The organism is Halorussus marinus (genome assembly GCF_004521895.1).
Lineage (GTDB): Archaea > Halobacteriota > Halobacteria > Halobacteriales > Haladaptataceae > Halorussus > Halorussus marinus.
This window is the reverse complement of the sequence record NZ_SBIR01000021.1, coordinates 1-12,887: the sequence shown is the minus strand read 5'-3', so window position 1 is coordinate 12,887 and position 12,887 is coordinate 1. Positions and strand designations below refer to the sequence as shown.

General features: G+C 63.9%; 23 protein-coding genes and 1 pseudogene. 14 read left to right on the top strand and 10 right to left on the bottom strand.

From position 1 onward, the window contains the following. A pseudogene (locus EPL04_RS18475) lies at positions 1-122 on the top strand (IS1595 family transposase); the annotation flags it as partial. A gap of 178 nt (positions 123-300) precedes the next feature. On the opposite strand, the gene EPL04_RS18470 reads toward EPL04_RS18475, so the two are convergent. From EPL04_RS18470 to EPL04_RS19105, 9 genes are all read right to left on the bottom strand, one after another. Beyond that, a complete protein-coding gene (locus EPL04_RS18470; protein ID WP_134672657.1) occupies positions 301-711 on the bottom strand; it encodes a hypothetical protein in 411 nt (136 codons plus the stop codon). Continuing rightward, positions 708-1,583: a ParA family protein gene (locus EPL04_RS18465; protein WP_134672656.1), complete on the bottom strand. Its 876-nt coding sequence runs from the start codon at positions 1,581-1,583 to the stop codon at positions 708-710. Before EPL04_RS18465 ends, EPL04_RS18470 begins: the two co-directional genes overlap by 4 nt. Beyond that, complete coding sequence (locus EPL04_RS18460) at positions 1,583-2,188, bottom strand: HNH endonuclease (RefSeq protein ID WP_167599525.1); 606 nt, start codon at positions 2,186-2,188, stop codon at positions 1,583-1,585. The genes EPL04_RS18465 and EPL04_RS18460 overlap by 1 nt, the downstream gene beginning before the upstream one ends. Positions 2,189-2,231: 43 nt before the next feature. Further along, a complete protein-coding gene (locus EPL04_RS19390; protein WP_280633735.1) occupies positions 2,232-2,366 on the bottom strand; it encodes a hypothetical protein in 135 nt (44 codons plus the stop codon). Between the two features lie 217 nt (positions 2,367-2,583). Further along, a complete protein-coding gene (locus EPL04_RS18455; RefSeq protein WP_134672654.1) occupies positions 2,584-2,805 on the bottom strand; it encodes a hypothetical protein in 222 nt (73 codons plus the stop codon). A 26-nt stretch (positions 2,806-2,831) separates the two neighbouring features. Beyond that, a complete protein-coding gene (locus EPL04_RS18450) occupies positions 2,832-3,392 on the bottom strand; it encodes a DUF6884 domain-containing protein (protein ID WP_134672653.1) in 561 nt (186 codons plus the stop codon). Continuing rightward, on the bottom strand, positions 3,385-5,058 hold the full coding sequence (locus EPL04_RS18445; RefSeq protein WP_134672652.1) for a DNA cytosine methyltransferase: 1,674 nt from the start codon (positions 5,056-5,058) through the stop codon (positions 3,385-3,387). Before EPL04_RS18445 ends, EPL04_RS18450 begins: the two co-directional genes overlap by 8 nt. Then, positions 5,051-5,656 (bottom strand): J domain-containing protein, encoded by a 606-nt coding sequence (locus EPL04_RS19275; RefSeq protein ID WP_134672651.1) that lies wholly within the window; start codon positions 5,654-5,656, stop codon positions 5,051-5,053. The genes EPL04_RS18445 and EPL04_RS19275 overlap by 8 nt, the downstream gene beginning before the upstream one ends. Then, complete coding sequence (locus EPL04_RS19105; protein ID WP_209019672.1) at positions 5,649-6,107, bottom strand: hypothetical protein; 459 nt, start codon at positions 6,105-6,107, stop codon at positions 5,649-5,651. The genes EPL04_RS19275 and EPL04_RS19105 overlap by 8 nt, the downstream gene beginning before the upstream one ends. Positions 6,108-6,319: 212 nt before the next feature. Here EPL04_RS19105 and EPL04_RS18430 point away from each other — a divergent pair, with 212 nt between their 5' ends. The 5 genes from EPL04_RS18430 to EPL04_RS18410 are packed head-to-tail and all read left to right on the top strand — an operon-like array spanning position 6,320 to position 8,408. Continuing rightward, the gene (locus tag EPL04_RS18430; protein WP_134672650.1) at positions 6,320-6,889 is read left to right on the top strand and encodes a hypothetical protein; all 570 of its coding nucleotides are present in this window, start codon (positions 6,320-6,322) and stop codon (positions 6,887-6,889) included. Next, positions 6,889-7,218, top strand: a complete 330-nt coding sequence (locus EPL04_RS18425; RefSeq protein ID WP_134672649.1) for an SWIM zinc finger family protein — start codon at positions 6,889-6,891, stop codon at positions 7,216-7,218. Before EPL04_RS18430 ends, EPL04_RS18425 begins: the two co-directional genes overlap by 1 nt. Continuing rightward, a complete protein-coding gene (locus EPL04_RS18420; RefSeq protein WP_134672648.1) occupies positions 7,218-7,604 on the top strand; it encodes a hypothetical protein in 387 nt (128 codons plus the stop codon). Before EPL04_RS18425 ends, EPL04_RS18420 begins: the two co-directional genes overlap by 1 nt. Continuing rightward, positions 7,604-8,185: a hypothetical protein gene (locus EPL04_RS18415; RefSeq protein WP_134672647.1), complete on the top strand. Its 582-nt coding sequence runs from the start codon at positions 7,604-7,606 to the stop codon at positions 8,183-8,185. Before EPL04_RS18420 ends, EPL04_RS18415 begins: the two co-directional genes overlap by 1 nt. Next, positions 8,175-8,408, top strand: a complete 234-nt coding sequence (locus tag EPL04_RS18410) for a hypothetical protein (RefSeq protein ID WP_134672646.1) — start codon at positions 8,175-8,177, stop codon at positions 8,406-8,408. The genes EPL04_RS18415 and EPL04_RS18410 overlap by 11 nt, the downstream gene beginning before the upstream one ends. A 330-nt stretch (positions 8,409-8,738) precedes the next feature. On the opposite strand, the gene EPL04_RS18400 is transcribed toward EPL04_RS18410, so the two are convergent. Further along, positions 8,739-8,930 carry a hypothetical protein gene (locus EPL04_RS18400; RefSeq protein ID WP_134672644.1) on the bottom strand — a complete coding sequence of 64 codons (192 nt, stop codon included), beginning with the start codon at positions 8,928-8,930 and terminating at the stop codon, positions 8,739-8,741. Positions 8,931-9,025: 95 nt separating this feature from the next. Here EPL04_RS18400 and EPL04_RS18395 point away from each other — a divergent pair, with 95 nt between their 5' ends. The 8 genes from EPL04_RS18395 to EPL04_RS18365 all read left to right on the top strand — a co-directional run bounded on the left by EPL04_RS18395 (position 9,026) and on the right by EPL04_RS18365 (position 12,545). Then, positions 9,026-9,211 carry a ribbon-helix-helix domain-containing protein gene (locus tag EPL04_RS18395; RefSeq protein ID WP_134672643.1) on the top strand — a complete coding sequence of 62 codons (186 nt, stop codon included), beginning with the start codon at positions 9,026-9,028 and terminating at the stop codon, positions 9,209-9,211. A 387-nt stretch (positions 9,212-9,598) separates the two neighbouring features. Continuing rightward, a complete protein-coding gene (locus tag EPL04_RS18390) occupies positions 9,599-10,105 on the top strand; it encodes a helix-turn-helix domain-containing protein (protein ID WP_134672642.1) in 507 nt (168 codons plus the stop codon). Beyond that, positions 10,105-10,944: a hypothetical protein gene (locus EPL04_RS18385; protein ID WP_134672641.1), complete on the top strand. Its 840-nt coding sequence runs from the start codon at positions 10,105-10,107 to the stop codon at positions 10,942-10,944. The genes EPL04_RS18390 and EPL04_RS18385 overlap by 1 nt, the downstream gene beginning before the upstream one ends. Continuing rightward, complete coding sequence (locus EPL04_RS18380; RefSeq protein ID WP_134672640.1) at positions 10,937-11,242, top strand: hypothetical protein; 306 nt, start codon at positions 10,937-10,939, stop codon at positions 11,240-11,242. Before EPL04_RS18385 ends, EPL04_RS18380 begins: the two co-directional genes overlap by 8 nt. After that, positions 11,235-11,378 (top strand): hypothetical protein, encoded by a 144-nt coding sequence (locus tag EPL04_RS18955; protein WP_167599524.1) that lies wholly within the window; start codon positions 11,235-11,237, stop codon positions 11,376-11,378. The genes EPL04_RS18380 and EPL04_RS18955 overlap by 8 nt, the downstream gene beginning before the upstream one ends. A gap of 2 nt (positions 11,379-11,380) precedes the next feature. Next, on the top strand, positions 11,381-11,968 hold the full coding sequence (locus EPL04_RS18375) for a hypothetical protein (protein ID WP_134672639.1): 588 nt from the start codon (positions 11,381-11,383) through the stop codon (positions 11,966-11,968). Beyond that, entirely contained in the window at positions 11,965-12,156 is a 192-nt protein-coding gene (locus tag EPL04_RS18370; RefSeq protein ID WP_134672638.1) for a hypothetical protein, read from the top strand. Before EPL04_RS18375 ends, EPL04_RS18370 begins: the two co-directional genes overlap by 4 nt. Beyond that, a complete protein-coding gene (locus tag EPL04_RS18365) occupies positions 12,156-12,545 on the top strand; it encodes a hypothetical protein (RefSeq protein WP_134672637.1) in 390 nt (129 codons plus the stop codon). Before EPL04_RS18370 ends, EPL04_RS18365 begins: the two co-directional genes overlap by 1 nt. Positions 12,546-12,887: the final 342 nt, after the last annotated feature.

Sequence of the window (12,887 nt, the reverse complement as noted above, 5' to 3'; positions counted from 1 at the left end):
AGCAGGGCTTGGAACAGGCCGCTCACACCTTCGGCATTGTTCGATCACTCAACTTGGCTGGTGAATCCGTCGACTCAACCATTGATTGCCTCGTTATCGGGGCTTTCCGCAGCTCTACATAAGAGCGCTTGAGTTTAACCAACGCTCGGCGGTTTCTGTCTCCTTCTGTTGGTTAAGACCGTGGTGGTCGACGTTTCGGCCTGTGGAGACGAATAAGCATTTCTATCTCTCCACATAGAACCACGGCAAGACCGCCGGACAGCGACGCATCGGAGACCGTAATCTCTCTCAGTAGGCCTACTAGTCGACGTCGTAGCCCCACTCGCGGAGCTGATCGGCGACCTCGTCGACGTGCCGCAGCCCCACGAGCACCGCGGCCTCCCGCAAGTCCGCCTTCTTCACGGACTCGCCGAGCTGTTTCTCGACCGCAGCCCGAGCGTCCCGCTGCTCGTCCAGCGTTGACGACTGGAGGTGGAGCTGCACCGTCTTCTCTCGGCCGTCCGTGATGCTGTCGCGGCGGTAGAGCCACGGCAGCCCACCCTCCGCCATCGATGTGTTCTCGGTCGAGCCCTCGGTGCTGGCGCTCTGGATGTCGTCCGCGACCTCGTCGACGGCGCTCTCGGCCACGTCACCCCCGCCCTCTTCGTCCTCGTCATCGACATCGTCGTCGCTGAACGCGTCGCCAGCCGCACCTTCCTTAAACCCATTCATGCTTTATCAACCTCCGCGATCGCGCCCGGCTCAGGCGGCCGCGGCGCCTCCAGCCCAACCTGCTCCTCGAGGTGGCGCGCTAGCCGGTCCACCTGGGCGAGCGTCTCCAGCTCGTAGTCCCGGCGCCGATCACGATGCTCGGCGACATACCGGAACGCCGAGCACTGCTGACGCCAACACCCCTCCATCAACGACGTCCGGTCACGGATCGTTTCGGGCGTCGCGAACTCGATCTCGTCAAGGATCTCCTCCTGGTCGCTCGTGTTCTTCACCCCGTTGGGCACGGCCGCCAAGACGCCGACGTCGATGCCGAGCTGGTCGGCGAAGTTCCCCGCGAGATTCTCCAACCCTTCCACGCTCGCCTGGCCTTTCGCCGAGGGTTCGACCGGGATCACGAGATTGCGGGTGGCGAAGATCGCGTTGTAGAGATGCGGGCCCTCCGTCGCCGGCGGATCACAGATCAGGACGTCGTAGTCGTCAGCGACGCCAGCATCGCCGAGCACCCTTCGGAGTTGCCCATGCACGTTGTACGCGTCGCCGAGCTGCTCGGCCTTCGACTGCTCGCGATCAAGGTGACCGGCCAAGTCCGAGAGGTTGTTGTGCTCGGGGACGACGTCGACGTCTTCGGTCGTCCGGATGAGCTCGTCGAACGGGCCCTTCGGCGACTGGATGATGTGGCGGACGAGACTGTCGGCATCGGGGTCGGCACGATCGCCGTCGACGCCCATGAGCCGGCTGAGGTCTCCGTCTTGAGGGTCGAGCGGGACGACAAGCACGTTGAGGCCGGCGCGGCTGTGGGCGACCGCGAGGTTCGCCGCGAGCGTGCTCTTGCCCACGCCGCCGCTTTCCGCCCAGACAGTGTATGACAGCATCAGGCTACCTCCGGCTGAATCGGGAGCAGATCCCATTGTTTGTGACAACCACGGCAGACCGTCATGAGATTATCCAGAGTATTCGCGGCTTCAGCATCTAGGTTGCCATCGCTCCGAAACTCACGAATGGGTGTCAGGTGGTGTACTGCGAGGTCGCGGCCATAGGCATCCTCGTGTTCGTCCTGTGTCATCCCACAGGACTTGCATTGATAGTTATCTCGTTCGAGGGCTTTCTCGCGCTGTTCCGCCCAGTTTGTGCCGTACCATCTTTTTGTACCACCTTTCCACTGCGAATGGTTCTCTTGCTGTTGGCCCCATCCAGGAGCGTTCCCCTCCAGTGTCAACCATTCGTCGTTGCATTCTTGAGAACAGAACGACCGCTCATATCGCTCGGCGCGGTGCTCTGCCTGCTTCACAACTGTCCCGCATTGATGGCACTCGACTTCAACGCGGCCGATATCGTGTTTGCACTCTTTCGAACAGAACTTGCCCTTTCCGCGTTCGATTCGTGATTGAAACTCCTTGAAGGTCACACCGCAGTTCTTGCATGTGCAGTTTTTCTTGGCGAGGGATTCACCATGCGCGCCATAGTGGTGGATTTTCATCCCGTGTTCCGAGTCAAAACTCTCGCCGCAGGTAGGACAGTCGCTACTCATCGTATTTTTCCGTGAGTTTCTGGATAACTTCGCCGTAGGGGACGCTCTGGGTGCCGAAGATCTCCTCGCGGGCATCGTCGAGTGCTTCCTTCTCGGAGTCGCTGACTTTGATAGTGTTTTCCCGCATACTGTGGTATACGAGAGTATACCAAATAAGATTTCTGGACTATGATAGGAAGACATGCTTAGTGAGATGGATGCCTGTGATATGAAAGTACGTCAGACATCTGTCCTGCGTCAGTGAGATAGATCAGTGAGAAAGATATCTGAATATCGTTACTCAGAAATCTAACTTAGAGATCTAAGACGCTTCCCGCGGGTGGTTTCGAGGGTAGCACGCCGTGCTACTCGTCCGGCAGCCAGACGTGGTCTTCGTCGCGCTCCAGCCGGCCCACCTCGACCGCGTCATCGAGCGCCCGCCGGACGCGGAACTCGTCTTCGCTGCCGTTGCCGGCGAGGATCATCACGACCTTGTGGGCGGGGATCCGATCGGGCTGAGTGGGGCTGGTCTGATAGTAGACAGTGCGGACGACACGGTCGACGATATCAGTGGTCTCCTCGGGCATACCCGAGGGGTTGGGACTACAGGGGTTTAGTCGGTCGCGTCCGTCGACTGATCACGGCCGCCGTCGGTCACCAGCGTCGTCTGTTTCTGCTGGCTCGCTTCGACGCGCTCTTTGAGCCAGTGCATCTGCTCGCCGATCCCGCCCAAGTCTGCCTGCTGGAGCGGGAACACGACGCGCGGCCCAATCCCGGCGGAGAACGCATCGCGCTCTCGAAGCGGATCGAGATACTTCCGACCGGCGAGGACGGCGATCTCCTCGACCTCGTTCCCCTCGTTGCACTCCCACTCGACCCATTCGATCAGCGTCATGCCGACGCGATGGGCGAGCTGGTCGAGGCGCGCGTCGTCGAGGTCGTCGATGGTCACGTCGTAGGGTTTGATTTCCTCGGTCGGCGGGATGAGGCCGTGAAGCGCGGAAAGGATCATCCACTGGTCGCCGCGCTCCTCGGCATACTCGCGTTTCAGGCCGAAGTAGTTCGATGTGTAGAGGTCACGCGCCGGCCAGCGCTTCTCGAAGAGTGTTCCCGGCTCCAGTTCGCGGTCCCGCTTCGCGGACCCGCACCCGACGATGACGAAACGCTTAGTCACCGGACGCTACCTCCTCGTAGGACGGGATTTCCGCATCTGCTTCGTCGGCGAGACCACCACCGTACGTCGCGAGGCTCGGATCCTCGGCCGTCAAGACGTGCTTGCAGAGCGAGCGCGCGAGGTTGACCGGCACCGCGTTCCCGATCTGCTCGGTCCGATCGGTTTTCGTCCCGACGAGCTCGTAGTCCGCCGGGAACCCCTGGGCCTGCTTGAGTTCTCGCGGCTGGAGCATCCGATACCGGACGTCGAGGCCCCACGGCCAGAGCTCCGGAACGCAGAGCGCGAACCGGTCGCGGCTGGTGATCGTGCCGACCGGCTGATCGAGGGACTTCGGTGGGCCCTCGTAGTCGTCGAGGAACGGCTGGACCAGCGGCGTCGCGACGCCCGCGGGGCTCTTCGACGCGGTCACCGTCATGAGCGGCCGGTCGACCGACCGGGTCCGCGGGCGCTGGCCGGGCCGGCCGTTGTAGAGCGGGCAGAGGTACGGCGTGACGAGTTTCGCTCGCGGGTCGGCGGTGACCGTGTGGAATGGCTGGCTACCAGCGTCGTAGAGCCGGTTGCTGTGCAGCCCGCGATAGCGGCCGTTCTTCGGCATCACCAGCGACCGTGCTTCCGTCGTGGCGATCGCGTGTCCGCCCCGGGTCGCGATCGTTGGGACCGGCGACTCGTGGACGTTGACTGGGTGGGCGCCGTCCTGCTGGCGGAGCAAGTGCGTCGCCGACATCGAGGTCTCGCAGCCGGGGAGCGGGATCAGGAACGGTTCGTCGACGAGGCCGGCGACCGTCGACGCGTACTCCGCGGGGACGACGCGCTCTTCGCGCAGCTCGTAGATGTCGTCCTTCTCGAGCGCCTCCAGAGCGTCCGCGAACGGCGCGACCGCGTCACCACAGTGGCGCCGCAGCCCTTCGGCGATGCGCTGCATCGTGGAGTTCTTCGGCGGGGTCTTCCGGCCGTCGTCGAGGTCGCGCGTCCAGATCGACCCGCCGAGGTCCGACCAGTCGATGATCTCGGCCGCGGTGCGGTGGTCGGGCAGATCGTCCCGATCGTCGCTGTGCGTGGGCTCGGGGAAGGTGACCGAGCCGGCCTGCCGGCCGATGATGAAGAACCGCTCGCGCGTAGTCGGATCGCCGTAGTCGGCGGCGACGAGCTGCGTCCAGTCAACCGCGTAGCCCAGCTGGTTCAGTGCGTTCACCCAGGCGTCGAAGATCGAGCCGTCACGCACGGGCTGGCCGTCCTCGTCGACGGGGCCCCAGTCCTGGATCTCAGGGACGTTCTCGATAACGAACGCGTCGACGTCGAGCTTCTCCAGCCAATCGAGGACGTGCCACGAGCTCATCCGCTTCTGTTCGCTGACCGGCTTGCCGCCCCGGGCCCTGGAGAAGTGGGTGCATTCGGGCCCGCCGACGAGCAGGTCGACGTCGGGCGTCGTCTCGCCGTCGCCGGCGAGGCGCTCGATGACTTCGGGCGGGTGGAGCTGCTCAACCTTCGAGTCGTACTGGTCGGCATCCGGATGGTTCGCCTCGTGGGTCTGGACCGCGGGTTCCCAGTGGTTGATCGCGGCCAGACGGAGGCTGTAGCCGAGGTCGCTGCAGGCCTCGCGGAGGCCTTCGCTGAACCCGCCGGCGCCGCAGAACAGGTCGACCGCCACGATCTCCCGGTCAGGCATCGAGCAGTTCCTCCTTCGCTTCCTGAACCTGCTGGAACTCGCGCTGGCTGCCGCCCTGGTCGGGATGCGTTTCGGCGAGCCGCTGGCGGGCCGCCGCCCGCACGACCTCCGGGCTCGCGTCCGGACTAACCTCAAGCACCTCGTGGGGCTCGCGCCCGCCGCGGCCGTCGCCGACGACGATCGCGTCGGCCGCCTCGCCAGCCGGTGGGAGGCGGGCGTTCGCGAACTCAGACTCGCCCGTGCGGACGGGACGCTGCTGCATCTTCCGCTTCTCGCGGATGTAGAGATACAGCGACCGGATGTTGTCCCGCAGCCGCGTGTAGGCGTCGCAGGCCGCCGCGTACTGGTCGCCCTCGTTCATCGTCCAGCGGACCACCGCACCCGGATCGTCCGGGTTCGCGTCCGCGTACGGGTAGCGCGGGTTCTGCTTCTGGTGCTTGGCGGCGGTGGACAGCCGCCAGTCGTCGACGCCGACGCGGTCGAGCTCGTCGACGAGGTCGTCGATACTCTGGCGGAGGCCGGTGTCGAACCGGTTGTTCCGCTCGCGCTCGCCGGCGGGCGTGCGGTCCCAGCCGGTCGGCCAGTCGATGTCAGTCACCGTCGATCACCTTCCAGAGCCGCCGGTGGGCGTCTTCGACGGCGGTCCGGCCGGGCGCGCTCTCGGGGAGCTCGGCGAGCGCGCGGTCGAGCGCAGCGTGCGCCTCCCGCAGGCACTCGCGGTCGACGTCGTCTTGGCTGCGGGCGGCCTCCAGCTGGCTGCGGAGGTCTTCGTTGCGCTCTTCGAGTGTCTGGATCCGCGCGTCTTCGGGCGTCCGCTCGACCTCGTCGTCTTGATCGGCGCCGAGGAGGTCGTCTTCGTCGGGGACGTGTTCGTACAGTCCTCGGTTGACTTTCTGGATGACGCCAAGTTTGACGAGTTGCCGGAGTGCGTCGTTGACGTATTGTTTGCGCAGGCCGGTTTGGTCGCGGACACGGAGGGGGTTGACGCGTCCTTCGTGGCGGATGACGTCGAGGACAGTCCGTTCTTCGTCGTCGAGTTGGTAGTCCATTGGTTCGGATATGGCCATGGGGGCACCTCAGTCTTACTACAACAGACATGACCAAGTAAGTTACGAATGAGAATACGAAGTCAATTACTCCGTAATCTTTATGGTAGTGGCTGTTGTACTACCAGTTAGGAAGCGCGGGACACCGGCCACAAAAGTTGGCCGAAGCGTGCTCTAACACGCCCGACCGTGCTCCACGCCAAGGTGAAGCAACAATGAGTTCGAAACCCATCGACAAGAACGCATCGACTCCCGCGGGCGCACATCACGAGCTGCCCGCGTCCCGAGACGTCTCGGACATGGACAGCGCTGGCGCGATCGTCGACGCGATCGCCGAGCAGTTCGACGCCGGCGCGACCGCCGTCGTCGTCCACGACCACGACAGCCACACGGCCCGCATCACCGACGCCGGCGACATCGAGGCGGCCGGCGACGCGGTCGTGATCTCGGCCGACAACGGCACGACCGCGACCATCCCCACAGTCGCGATCGCGACGGTCGCAGGCACCGACGACGCGCTCGCCGCGATCCCGCTCGGCGCCGAGCTGGCCGTCACCTACCAAGCCCAACAGAGCCAGCACGGCACCCAGACGCGGACCGGTCGGGTCTCGGACTGGGTGGCGAAGCGCTCGGGCGAGATCTACAAGCTGTCGATCGAGACCGAGGGCGGCGAGACCTATCACGTCTGGACGACGGGCTGTGTCGACAAGGGCCCGCGCTTCGGCGAGCGGAAGGTCGGCCACGATGCCGAGGTCGACGTCCACGACTCGGAGGTGACCGCGTGATGGCGGCCGTCGAAACCCAGACCGCCGAGACCGAGGACGTCGACGATCGCGACCGGCGCGCGGCCGAGGAAGCGATGGCGGTCCTCCCGGTCGACGAGGACCGCTACCGTGTCTACAGTGGCGCGCACAGCGACTACCTCGTGGACCTCCGCGATGCGTCGTGCGAGTGCGCTGACTGGGAGTACCGGGAGCCCGAGGGCGGCTGTAAGCACGCGCGGCGTGTGTTGCTGTCGCTTGGCCGGCGCGAGATTCCGGACGGTGTCCGTGTGGATCCGGCGCTCCGCTGCCAGCGAGACCGGCTCGCCGGCGGCAACGGAGGCGGTGCGTGATGACTGGTGAAACACTCGAACGAGTTGGCGACCAGCAGTATCGGTGTACCGAGTGCGGCGGCGAGAGTTCAACGCGGCTGCCGAACCACGAGCCAACATGTCCAGTCATCCTCGACGACGGCGAGTACGCGGTGGACGCGCTCTCGTCATTCGACCAGCTGGACTACGGCGATACTATCGAGTACGTCGGGCCGGACGAGTTCGACGGCGAGACCGCTGTTGCACCCCAGGACTGGAAGCAGCCCTACACGTTCCGGTCGCTGTCCGTGGGCGGCACGCTCTCGTGCGACACCCGATTCAACGGCAAGAAAGTGCTCACCCCCGACCATCCCGCGAACAACCCCGAGTACTGGCGGCCGGTCGACTCTCAGGAGGTGAGCGAGTGATGTCAGTCTATCTCCGCATCGACGGCCTCGACGTCGACGACTTCGACAGCGCGGACTCGTCACTGCTCGAGGATCTCGCCGCGCACGTCTACCACGACATCCAGACCAACCACCCCGGCCTCTACGACGATTTGGAGGGCGTGATCCCGGTGCGGAACCCCGAGCACGACCCGCGGCTGTCGGAGTCGGACGAGTTCAGCCGGCCGGAAATCGATGTCGAGACGCTGGAGTACGTGTCGACCGAGACGTACACTGAGCCGGACGGGTCAGAGGAGTCGTACGACTACTACGAGTGCCCGAACCCGGAGTGTGACGCGACGATGGCCGAGTGGATGGACTGTCCGGAATGTCGCTGGTACGACGCCGATGCCTGGGAGCGCACCCTCTCGCTCGACGACGAGGTACCGCCCGAGGTGTCGGTGACCTACGGCGACTATCGCGTGGTGTTCTTCCGGACCGAGTCAGGTCAGTGGTATCGCCAGGAGTGGGAGCGCACGCCCGACAGGGTCTCGGAGGACTGGCGGCCGGTCGGGATCGACACGATCGACGAACCCAGCGTGGAGGTGTACGATGCAGAATGAGACCGTCGACGAGCTGGCGCGGCTCGCCCGCGACGAGACCTACGCCGCGTTCAAGAGCGCGGCGATCGCGTCGGGACTGACGCCCGGCGAAGCCGAGCAGTTCTACAGCACGCTCGACCAGGACGACGACCGGGTCGAGGCGGACGTTCGCGACAGCGGGATGGAGGTCCGGAGCAGCCAGGGCTGGATCACGTCGACGACGAGCGTGGAGGTCGAGCGATGAGGTCATTCGCGGATCCCGATACGCATTTCGCGATTGTGCGGAGTGAAACGCCAGTCACGGAGGACGGCTACAAGGTCGGGGAACCCAAGCGCTTAGAGTGCGAGGAATGTGGTGCAGGCGTGCTGTTAACTGAAGAGCCAACTCCCGGTGTCGACGAACTCCAACACCAGCCGACGTGCAGCCAGCGGTTCGTGAAATCGCGATGGTGGCAGACGACTGCGGACGGCGAGTAGTCGAGCCGGGATTTTTCCCACGGGTTAACCAACAACACTGGTCGACATTGTGCAGATGTTGGTTAAGAGAGATAGAGCATCGTGAAGCAGGACGATATCATTCAGCTGTCGCTGTCGCTGTGTCGATCGAGATATTCCTGTTTCCCTCGATGTACTCCTCGACAAGGTCCCGGAGGACTTGGCTCCGTGATGCATCCATCGGGATATCACCCTCGAGTTTTTTATGCGTGATAATAGTGTCAAGTTCTTCTAATTTCTCGTCTGCGATGCTGAAACTTGGGTTTGCCATACTATTAGTTTAGCAGGTTAGCACTATAAAGGGTGCCCCATAGAGTCCCTGAGTAGAGAAAGGACTAAGTTACTGCCTTAGCAAGATAGCAGTAGATGGGAAATCCAAGCATCGAGATGCCGGATGAAATGGAGGCCGAAGTCGACAACCGCCGGCACAGTAACACGTCCCGAAGCCAGTGGGTTCGCGAAGCAATCCAGGCACGGCTCGACGCCGAAGACGCTGGCGAGTGGACAACGCCGGATGTCGACTACGGCACAGCTGACGCTGCAGACGCGTGACGAGATCTAGAGCACAGGCTCACGAGTAAGACCGTACGGATCCGGCCTGCCCCTAACAGGCCGGATCGAAAACACACCTATGGTACGCACACGCCCCTTCGAGAGAGACCGACTTTGTTCCGCTGTCGTTACCCGGCAGTACGACCGGCTTGAAACAGCACAACTAGCGATTTCTGCATTCCGGAAATTCCGGAAACAACCCCCTCAGGTACTTAAGAGACAGAATACAACGGGTAGGCAGCGACACCTGGCGTCCGCGACCAACGCCGGGCGCGCCTACACCCGTCCAAAAGTTTGGGCGCGCCCGGCCCATGTCATGTCGCGGTCCCGAGACGCACTGCCCGCGGCGATCACCGCCGCGAACCCACACAGCACGCACTCCGGACAATGAGTACAAAAAGCACCCCACCCCAAGAACGTATCGCCACACAGATAGCGACTAGCGACCAGCCTTGGCAGAACGCCGCAGTCCTCACCCACCTCTACCAGCACAACGGACTGACCACGCGGGAGATCGCCGACCGGCTCGGCTGCAACCACAGCACCGTCTCCCGCTGGCTGAACATCCACGGTATCGAAACCCGGGAGAACTGGAAAGCAGGCGTCGAAGCCGCCAGGCGAGCAAACCGCTCCGAGTACGCTCGGGTGCGGACACTCCCGAGCGGCTACGAATACTGGTCGTCAAAAGAAGGCAGCGACCGGACGAACCGGCTTGTGTACGTCCACCGGCTGCTCGCAGTCGCAGAACACGGGTTCGACGCTGTCGCCGACACACAAGTGCATCACCGCAACGGCATCCCGTTCGACAACCGGCCGGACAACATCGAGCTGCTCGACGCTGCGGAGCACGGACAGCTGCATTCAAATAACTACTGGAACAGCGGTGGTCGGTGATGATGGCGAGCATCCTCGGGCTGCCCCGCCACAGCATCGACCTCGAGCTCGAAACCGACACCGACGGCCACTCGCGTGGCATCGTCGTCAACGAAACCCAGTACCTCGACGGCGTCACCATTTACCACGGCACCGCCGCCGGCACGATCAGCGCCCAGGACACAGACGTCATCATCGCCGACGACGCGATCTTCACCGAACAAGTCGAGGCGAACAAGACGGTCGCGACCGAGTACATCGCCGACTTCGACGCCGGCTTCGTCGGCATCGACACGAGCGACGGCACGTTCCTCTGGGAGACACTGAGCGCGATGGCGGGCGTCGACATCGTGCGCGCGGAGTTCAACCTCGACGCGTTCGCCGAGCAGTACGAGCGTCGCGACGACGCGTCGGTCTGGCAGATCGGCTACAAGCATGACGAGGAGAACGTGGGCGTGCGCTACCACGACGACGCCCAGCTCCGAACGGACGGTGTTACCCAGCTTGGCTTCCAGTATCTCTGGGACGGCCAGCCGGTTCGGGGCACCGTCGCTGCGAGCGGCTACGCCGCCGTCTACTCGCCGATGCACGTCGAGGAGTACGGCCGCTGGGTTCGCGACGAACTTCTCCCCTACGCCTTCCTCCCGGAAGATGGCCAGGAGGAGTTCACCGAGAGCGATGAGGTCGAGCCCGAGGTCGGCGAGTGCGAGAAGTGTGGGCGCGAGGCCGACCTCGAGGAGACCGGCGACGGCATGCTGTGTGTCGTCTGCGCTGACAAACTCGACGAAGAGTCCAGCCAGTCTGGGTTCGAGAGCCTCGATTCGGTGACCGTCGCGGACGGAGGGCAGAGCGATGAATGACGCCGTCGACCCCAAAGCCGAGCCGGAGGAACTGGTCGACGGCGTTAAGATCGCGGAAACCGAGACCGGCGATCGATACCGCATCCACGTCGGTGACGACGGTCTGCTCTCGCTCAGCCACATCACGTTCGACGGAGCGGACCCAGAGCAGGTGACGCCGGCTGAGCTTGATCACGACCTCAAGTACGGCACCTACTACGTGCCTGAGTACTCGCCAGCGGGCGACGTCCACGAGGCCGTCGAGATGCTCGCCGGCCAGGACAACAGCGTCACGCCGGGAGGTGTCGTCGATGACTGAGAGCACCGAGGAGTTCCGCGAGGAGCTCCAACGGGTCATCCGCCGGCACGACCCGGATCCCGAGCAGCTCCGCGATGCGGCCGGCGACTTCGAGGAGATCGCCGATCGCTTCGAACAGATCGGGGAGGTGCTCTAGCGATGACCCAGCCGATCGACGACATCCTCGAAGAACTCGCCGACCAGTCCAGTCCCTGCCAGCGCGTCCGTCGCCACCACGAGGGCCGGACGGTCGCCGTGGTCCCGAGCGACTTCTACCGTGCGATCCTCGTCGACGATCGCGTGGTCGTCCGCCTCCACATCGAGGGTGTCACGCCGATCGACTGCCGGATCAGCGACACGCTAGAGTTCGCAACCAACCTTTACGACGCGGGCGAGACGTCGAAGAGCGACTTCCTCGACAAGGTCAGCACGGCCGACGACATCGACGTCATCCACCACGCCGAGAGCGAGTTCGCCGAAGACGACGAGGGCGAGACGGAGGACCGCGAGATCCGCACCGACGGCGGAACGTCGATCGACGAGACTGGACGCCCCGGCGGTGCGGGCGAGTGTCCACAGGGCTGCCATCACCCGGTCGCCGGCCACGACACGCTCGAGGCCCGCGAGGAGACCGTCCCCGTCGAGCCACCCAACGTGTTCGAGGTGTACGGCGAGACCGTCGTTCAGACCGAGCGCGTGAGGCGGTATTCTGAGTGTATCGTCTGCGGATGGGTGATCGACCTATGACGCCAGTCCGTTGCTGGCTGTTCGGCCACGACTGGCTCCACCTCGACACCCACTTCGTCGACGGTGACCGGCTCGCATCCAGCCACCTTTGCGACCGCTGTGACGAAGAACGGGCGATCGTGCTCAGCGTCGACCACGACCTCCCCGGCCCTGAGAGCAACGTCGACCCATTGGAGGTGGACGACTGATGTCCCGCGACACGAAATACGGCCACCTCATCGACAACTCCGACGACCAGAACGACGCGGACGACGTCGACGAAGAGCCTGAGCCCCCAGCCCAGCTGCAGTATCAGACGGTCAAAGTCCTGTGGCGGACTGAGCCCCGCGATCTCGAGTTCCGCGCGCTGATCAGTCACGGCGACCACTCGTGGGAGCCGATCTGCACGCACGTCGACCGCGCCCACCGGATCGAGGGCTCGAACCAGTTCGACCCAATGGGCTCGCGCAGCTGGACTGAGATCCCGCGCCGGGTCCAGGAGCGCATCGTCGACGTCGTCGCTGGCGTCGACGCGGTCGAGGAGCTCGACCCCGAGCACGAGATCGGGTTCAGCCGCGACGGAGGTGACGGCGCTTGATGGCAGACGTGCGTCAGACGCTGCCGGAAACTAGGTGCAGTTTTAAGTGTAGTGACTACGACAGTCACAGCAAGAACGCACACAGCACGGTAAGTCCACTACACCAGTGGCTCACCATCTGTAGGAGCGGTAGTGGAACACCTTCTCCTACATTTCGAGTCGGCATAAGTTTACCGCCTAGAGATAGCTGCGGCGCTCTCCAGCGCTCTCACTCTCACAGGCGGGAACTCGGCCATCACGCCACCACCACTAAGACAGCCATGAGTCCGTACACCCTCTCGGCGCGGTTGCTCGCCCAGCTGGCGAGCCACTGCTCTCCCCTTAAAAAGCAATCTCCCATTT

Bases quoted from the DNA above. Each gene is read 5' to 3' on its own strand.
- EPL04_RS18470 (WP_134672657.1), bottom strand. From the start codon at position 711: ATGAATGGGTTTAAGGAAGGTGCGGCTGGCGACGCGTTCAGCGACGAC.
- EPL04_RS18465 (WP_134672656.1), bottom strand. From the start codon at position 1,583: ATGCTGTCATACACTGTCTGGGCGGAAAGCGGCGGCGTGGGCAAGAGC.
- EPL04_RS18460 (WP_167599525.1), bottom strand. From the start codon at position 2,188: ATGAAAATCCACCACTATGGCGCGCATGGTGAATCCCTCGCCAAGAAA.
- EPL04_RS19390 (WP_280633735.1), bottom strand. From the start codon at position 2,366: ATGCGGGAAAACACTATCAAAGTCAGCGACTCCGAGAAGGAAGCACTC.
- EPL04_RS18455 (WP_134672654.1), bottom strand. From the start codon at position 2,805: ATGCCCGAGGAGACCACTGATATCGTCGACCGTGTCGTCCGCACTGTC.
- EPL04_RS18445 (WP_134672652.1), bottom strand. From the start codon at position 5,058: ATGCCTGACCGGGAGATCGTGGCGGTCGACCTGTTCTGCGGCGCCGGC.
- EPL04_RS19105 (WP_209019672.1), bottom strand. From the start codon at position 6,107: ATGGACTACCAACTCGACGACGAAGAACGGACTGTCCTCGACGTCATC.
- EPL04_RS18430 (WP_134672650.1), top strand. From the start codon at position 6,320: ATGAGTTCGAAACCCATCGACAAGAACGCATCGACTCCCGCGGGCGCA.
- EPL04_RS18425 (WP_134672649.1), top strand. From the start codon at position 6,889: ATGGCGGCCGTCGAAACCCAGACCGCCGAGACCGAGGACGTCGACGAT.
- EPL04_RS18420 (WP_134672648.1), top strand. From the start codon at position 7,218: ATGACTGGTGAAACACTCGAACGAGTTGGCGACCAGCAGTATCGGTGT.
- EPL04_RS18415 (WP_134672647.1), top strand. From the start codon at position 7,604: ATGTCAGTCTATCTCCGCATCGACGGCCTCGACGTCGACGACTTCGAC.
- EPL04_RS18410 (WP_134672646.1), top strand. From the start codon at position 8,175: ATGCAGAATGAGACCGTCGACGAGCTGGCGCGGCTCGCCCGCGACGAG.
- EPL04_RS18400 (WP_134672644.1), bottom strand. From the start codon at position 8,930: ATGGCAAACCCAAGTTTCAGCATCGCAGACGAGAAATTAGAAGAACTT.
- EPL04_RS18395 (WP_134672643.1), top strand. From the start codon at position 9,026: ATGGGAAATCCAAGCATCGAGATGCCGGATGAAATGGAGGCCGAAGTC.
- EPL04_RS18390 (WP_134672642.1), top strand. From the start codon at position 9,599: ATGAGTACAAAAAGCACCCCACCCCAAGAACGTATCGCCACACAGATA.
- EPL04_RS18385 (WP_134672641.1), top strand. From the start codon at position 10,105: ATGATGGCGAGCATCCTCGGGCTGCCCCGCCACAGCATCGACCTCGAG.
- EPL04_RS18380 (WP_134672640.1), top strand. From the start codon at position 10,937: ATGAATGACGCCGTCGACCCCAAAGCCGAGCCGGAGGAACTGGTCGAC.
- EPL04_RS18955 (WP_167599524.1), top strand. From the start codon at position 11,235: ATGACTGAGAGCACCGAGGAGTTCCGCGAGGAGCTCCAACGGGTCATC.
- EPL04_RS18375 (WP_134672639.1), top strand. From the start codon at position 11,381: ATGACCCAGCCGATCGACGACATCCTCGAAGAACTCGCCGACCAGTCC.
- EPL04_RS18370 (WP_134672638.1), top strand. From the start codon at position 11,965: ATGACGCCAGTCCGTTGCTGGCTGTTCGGCCACGACTGGCTCCACCTC.
- EPL04_RS18365 (WP_134672637.1), top strand. From the start codon at position 12,156: ATGTCCCGCGACACGAAATACGGCCACCTCATCGACAACTCCGACGAC.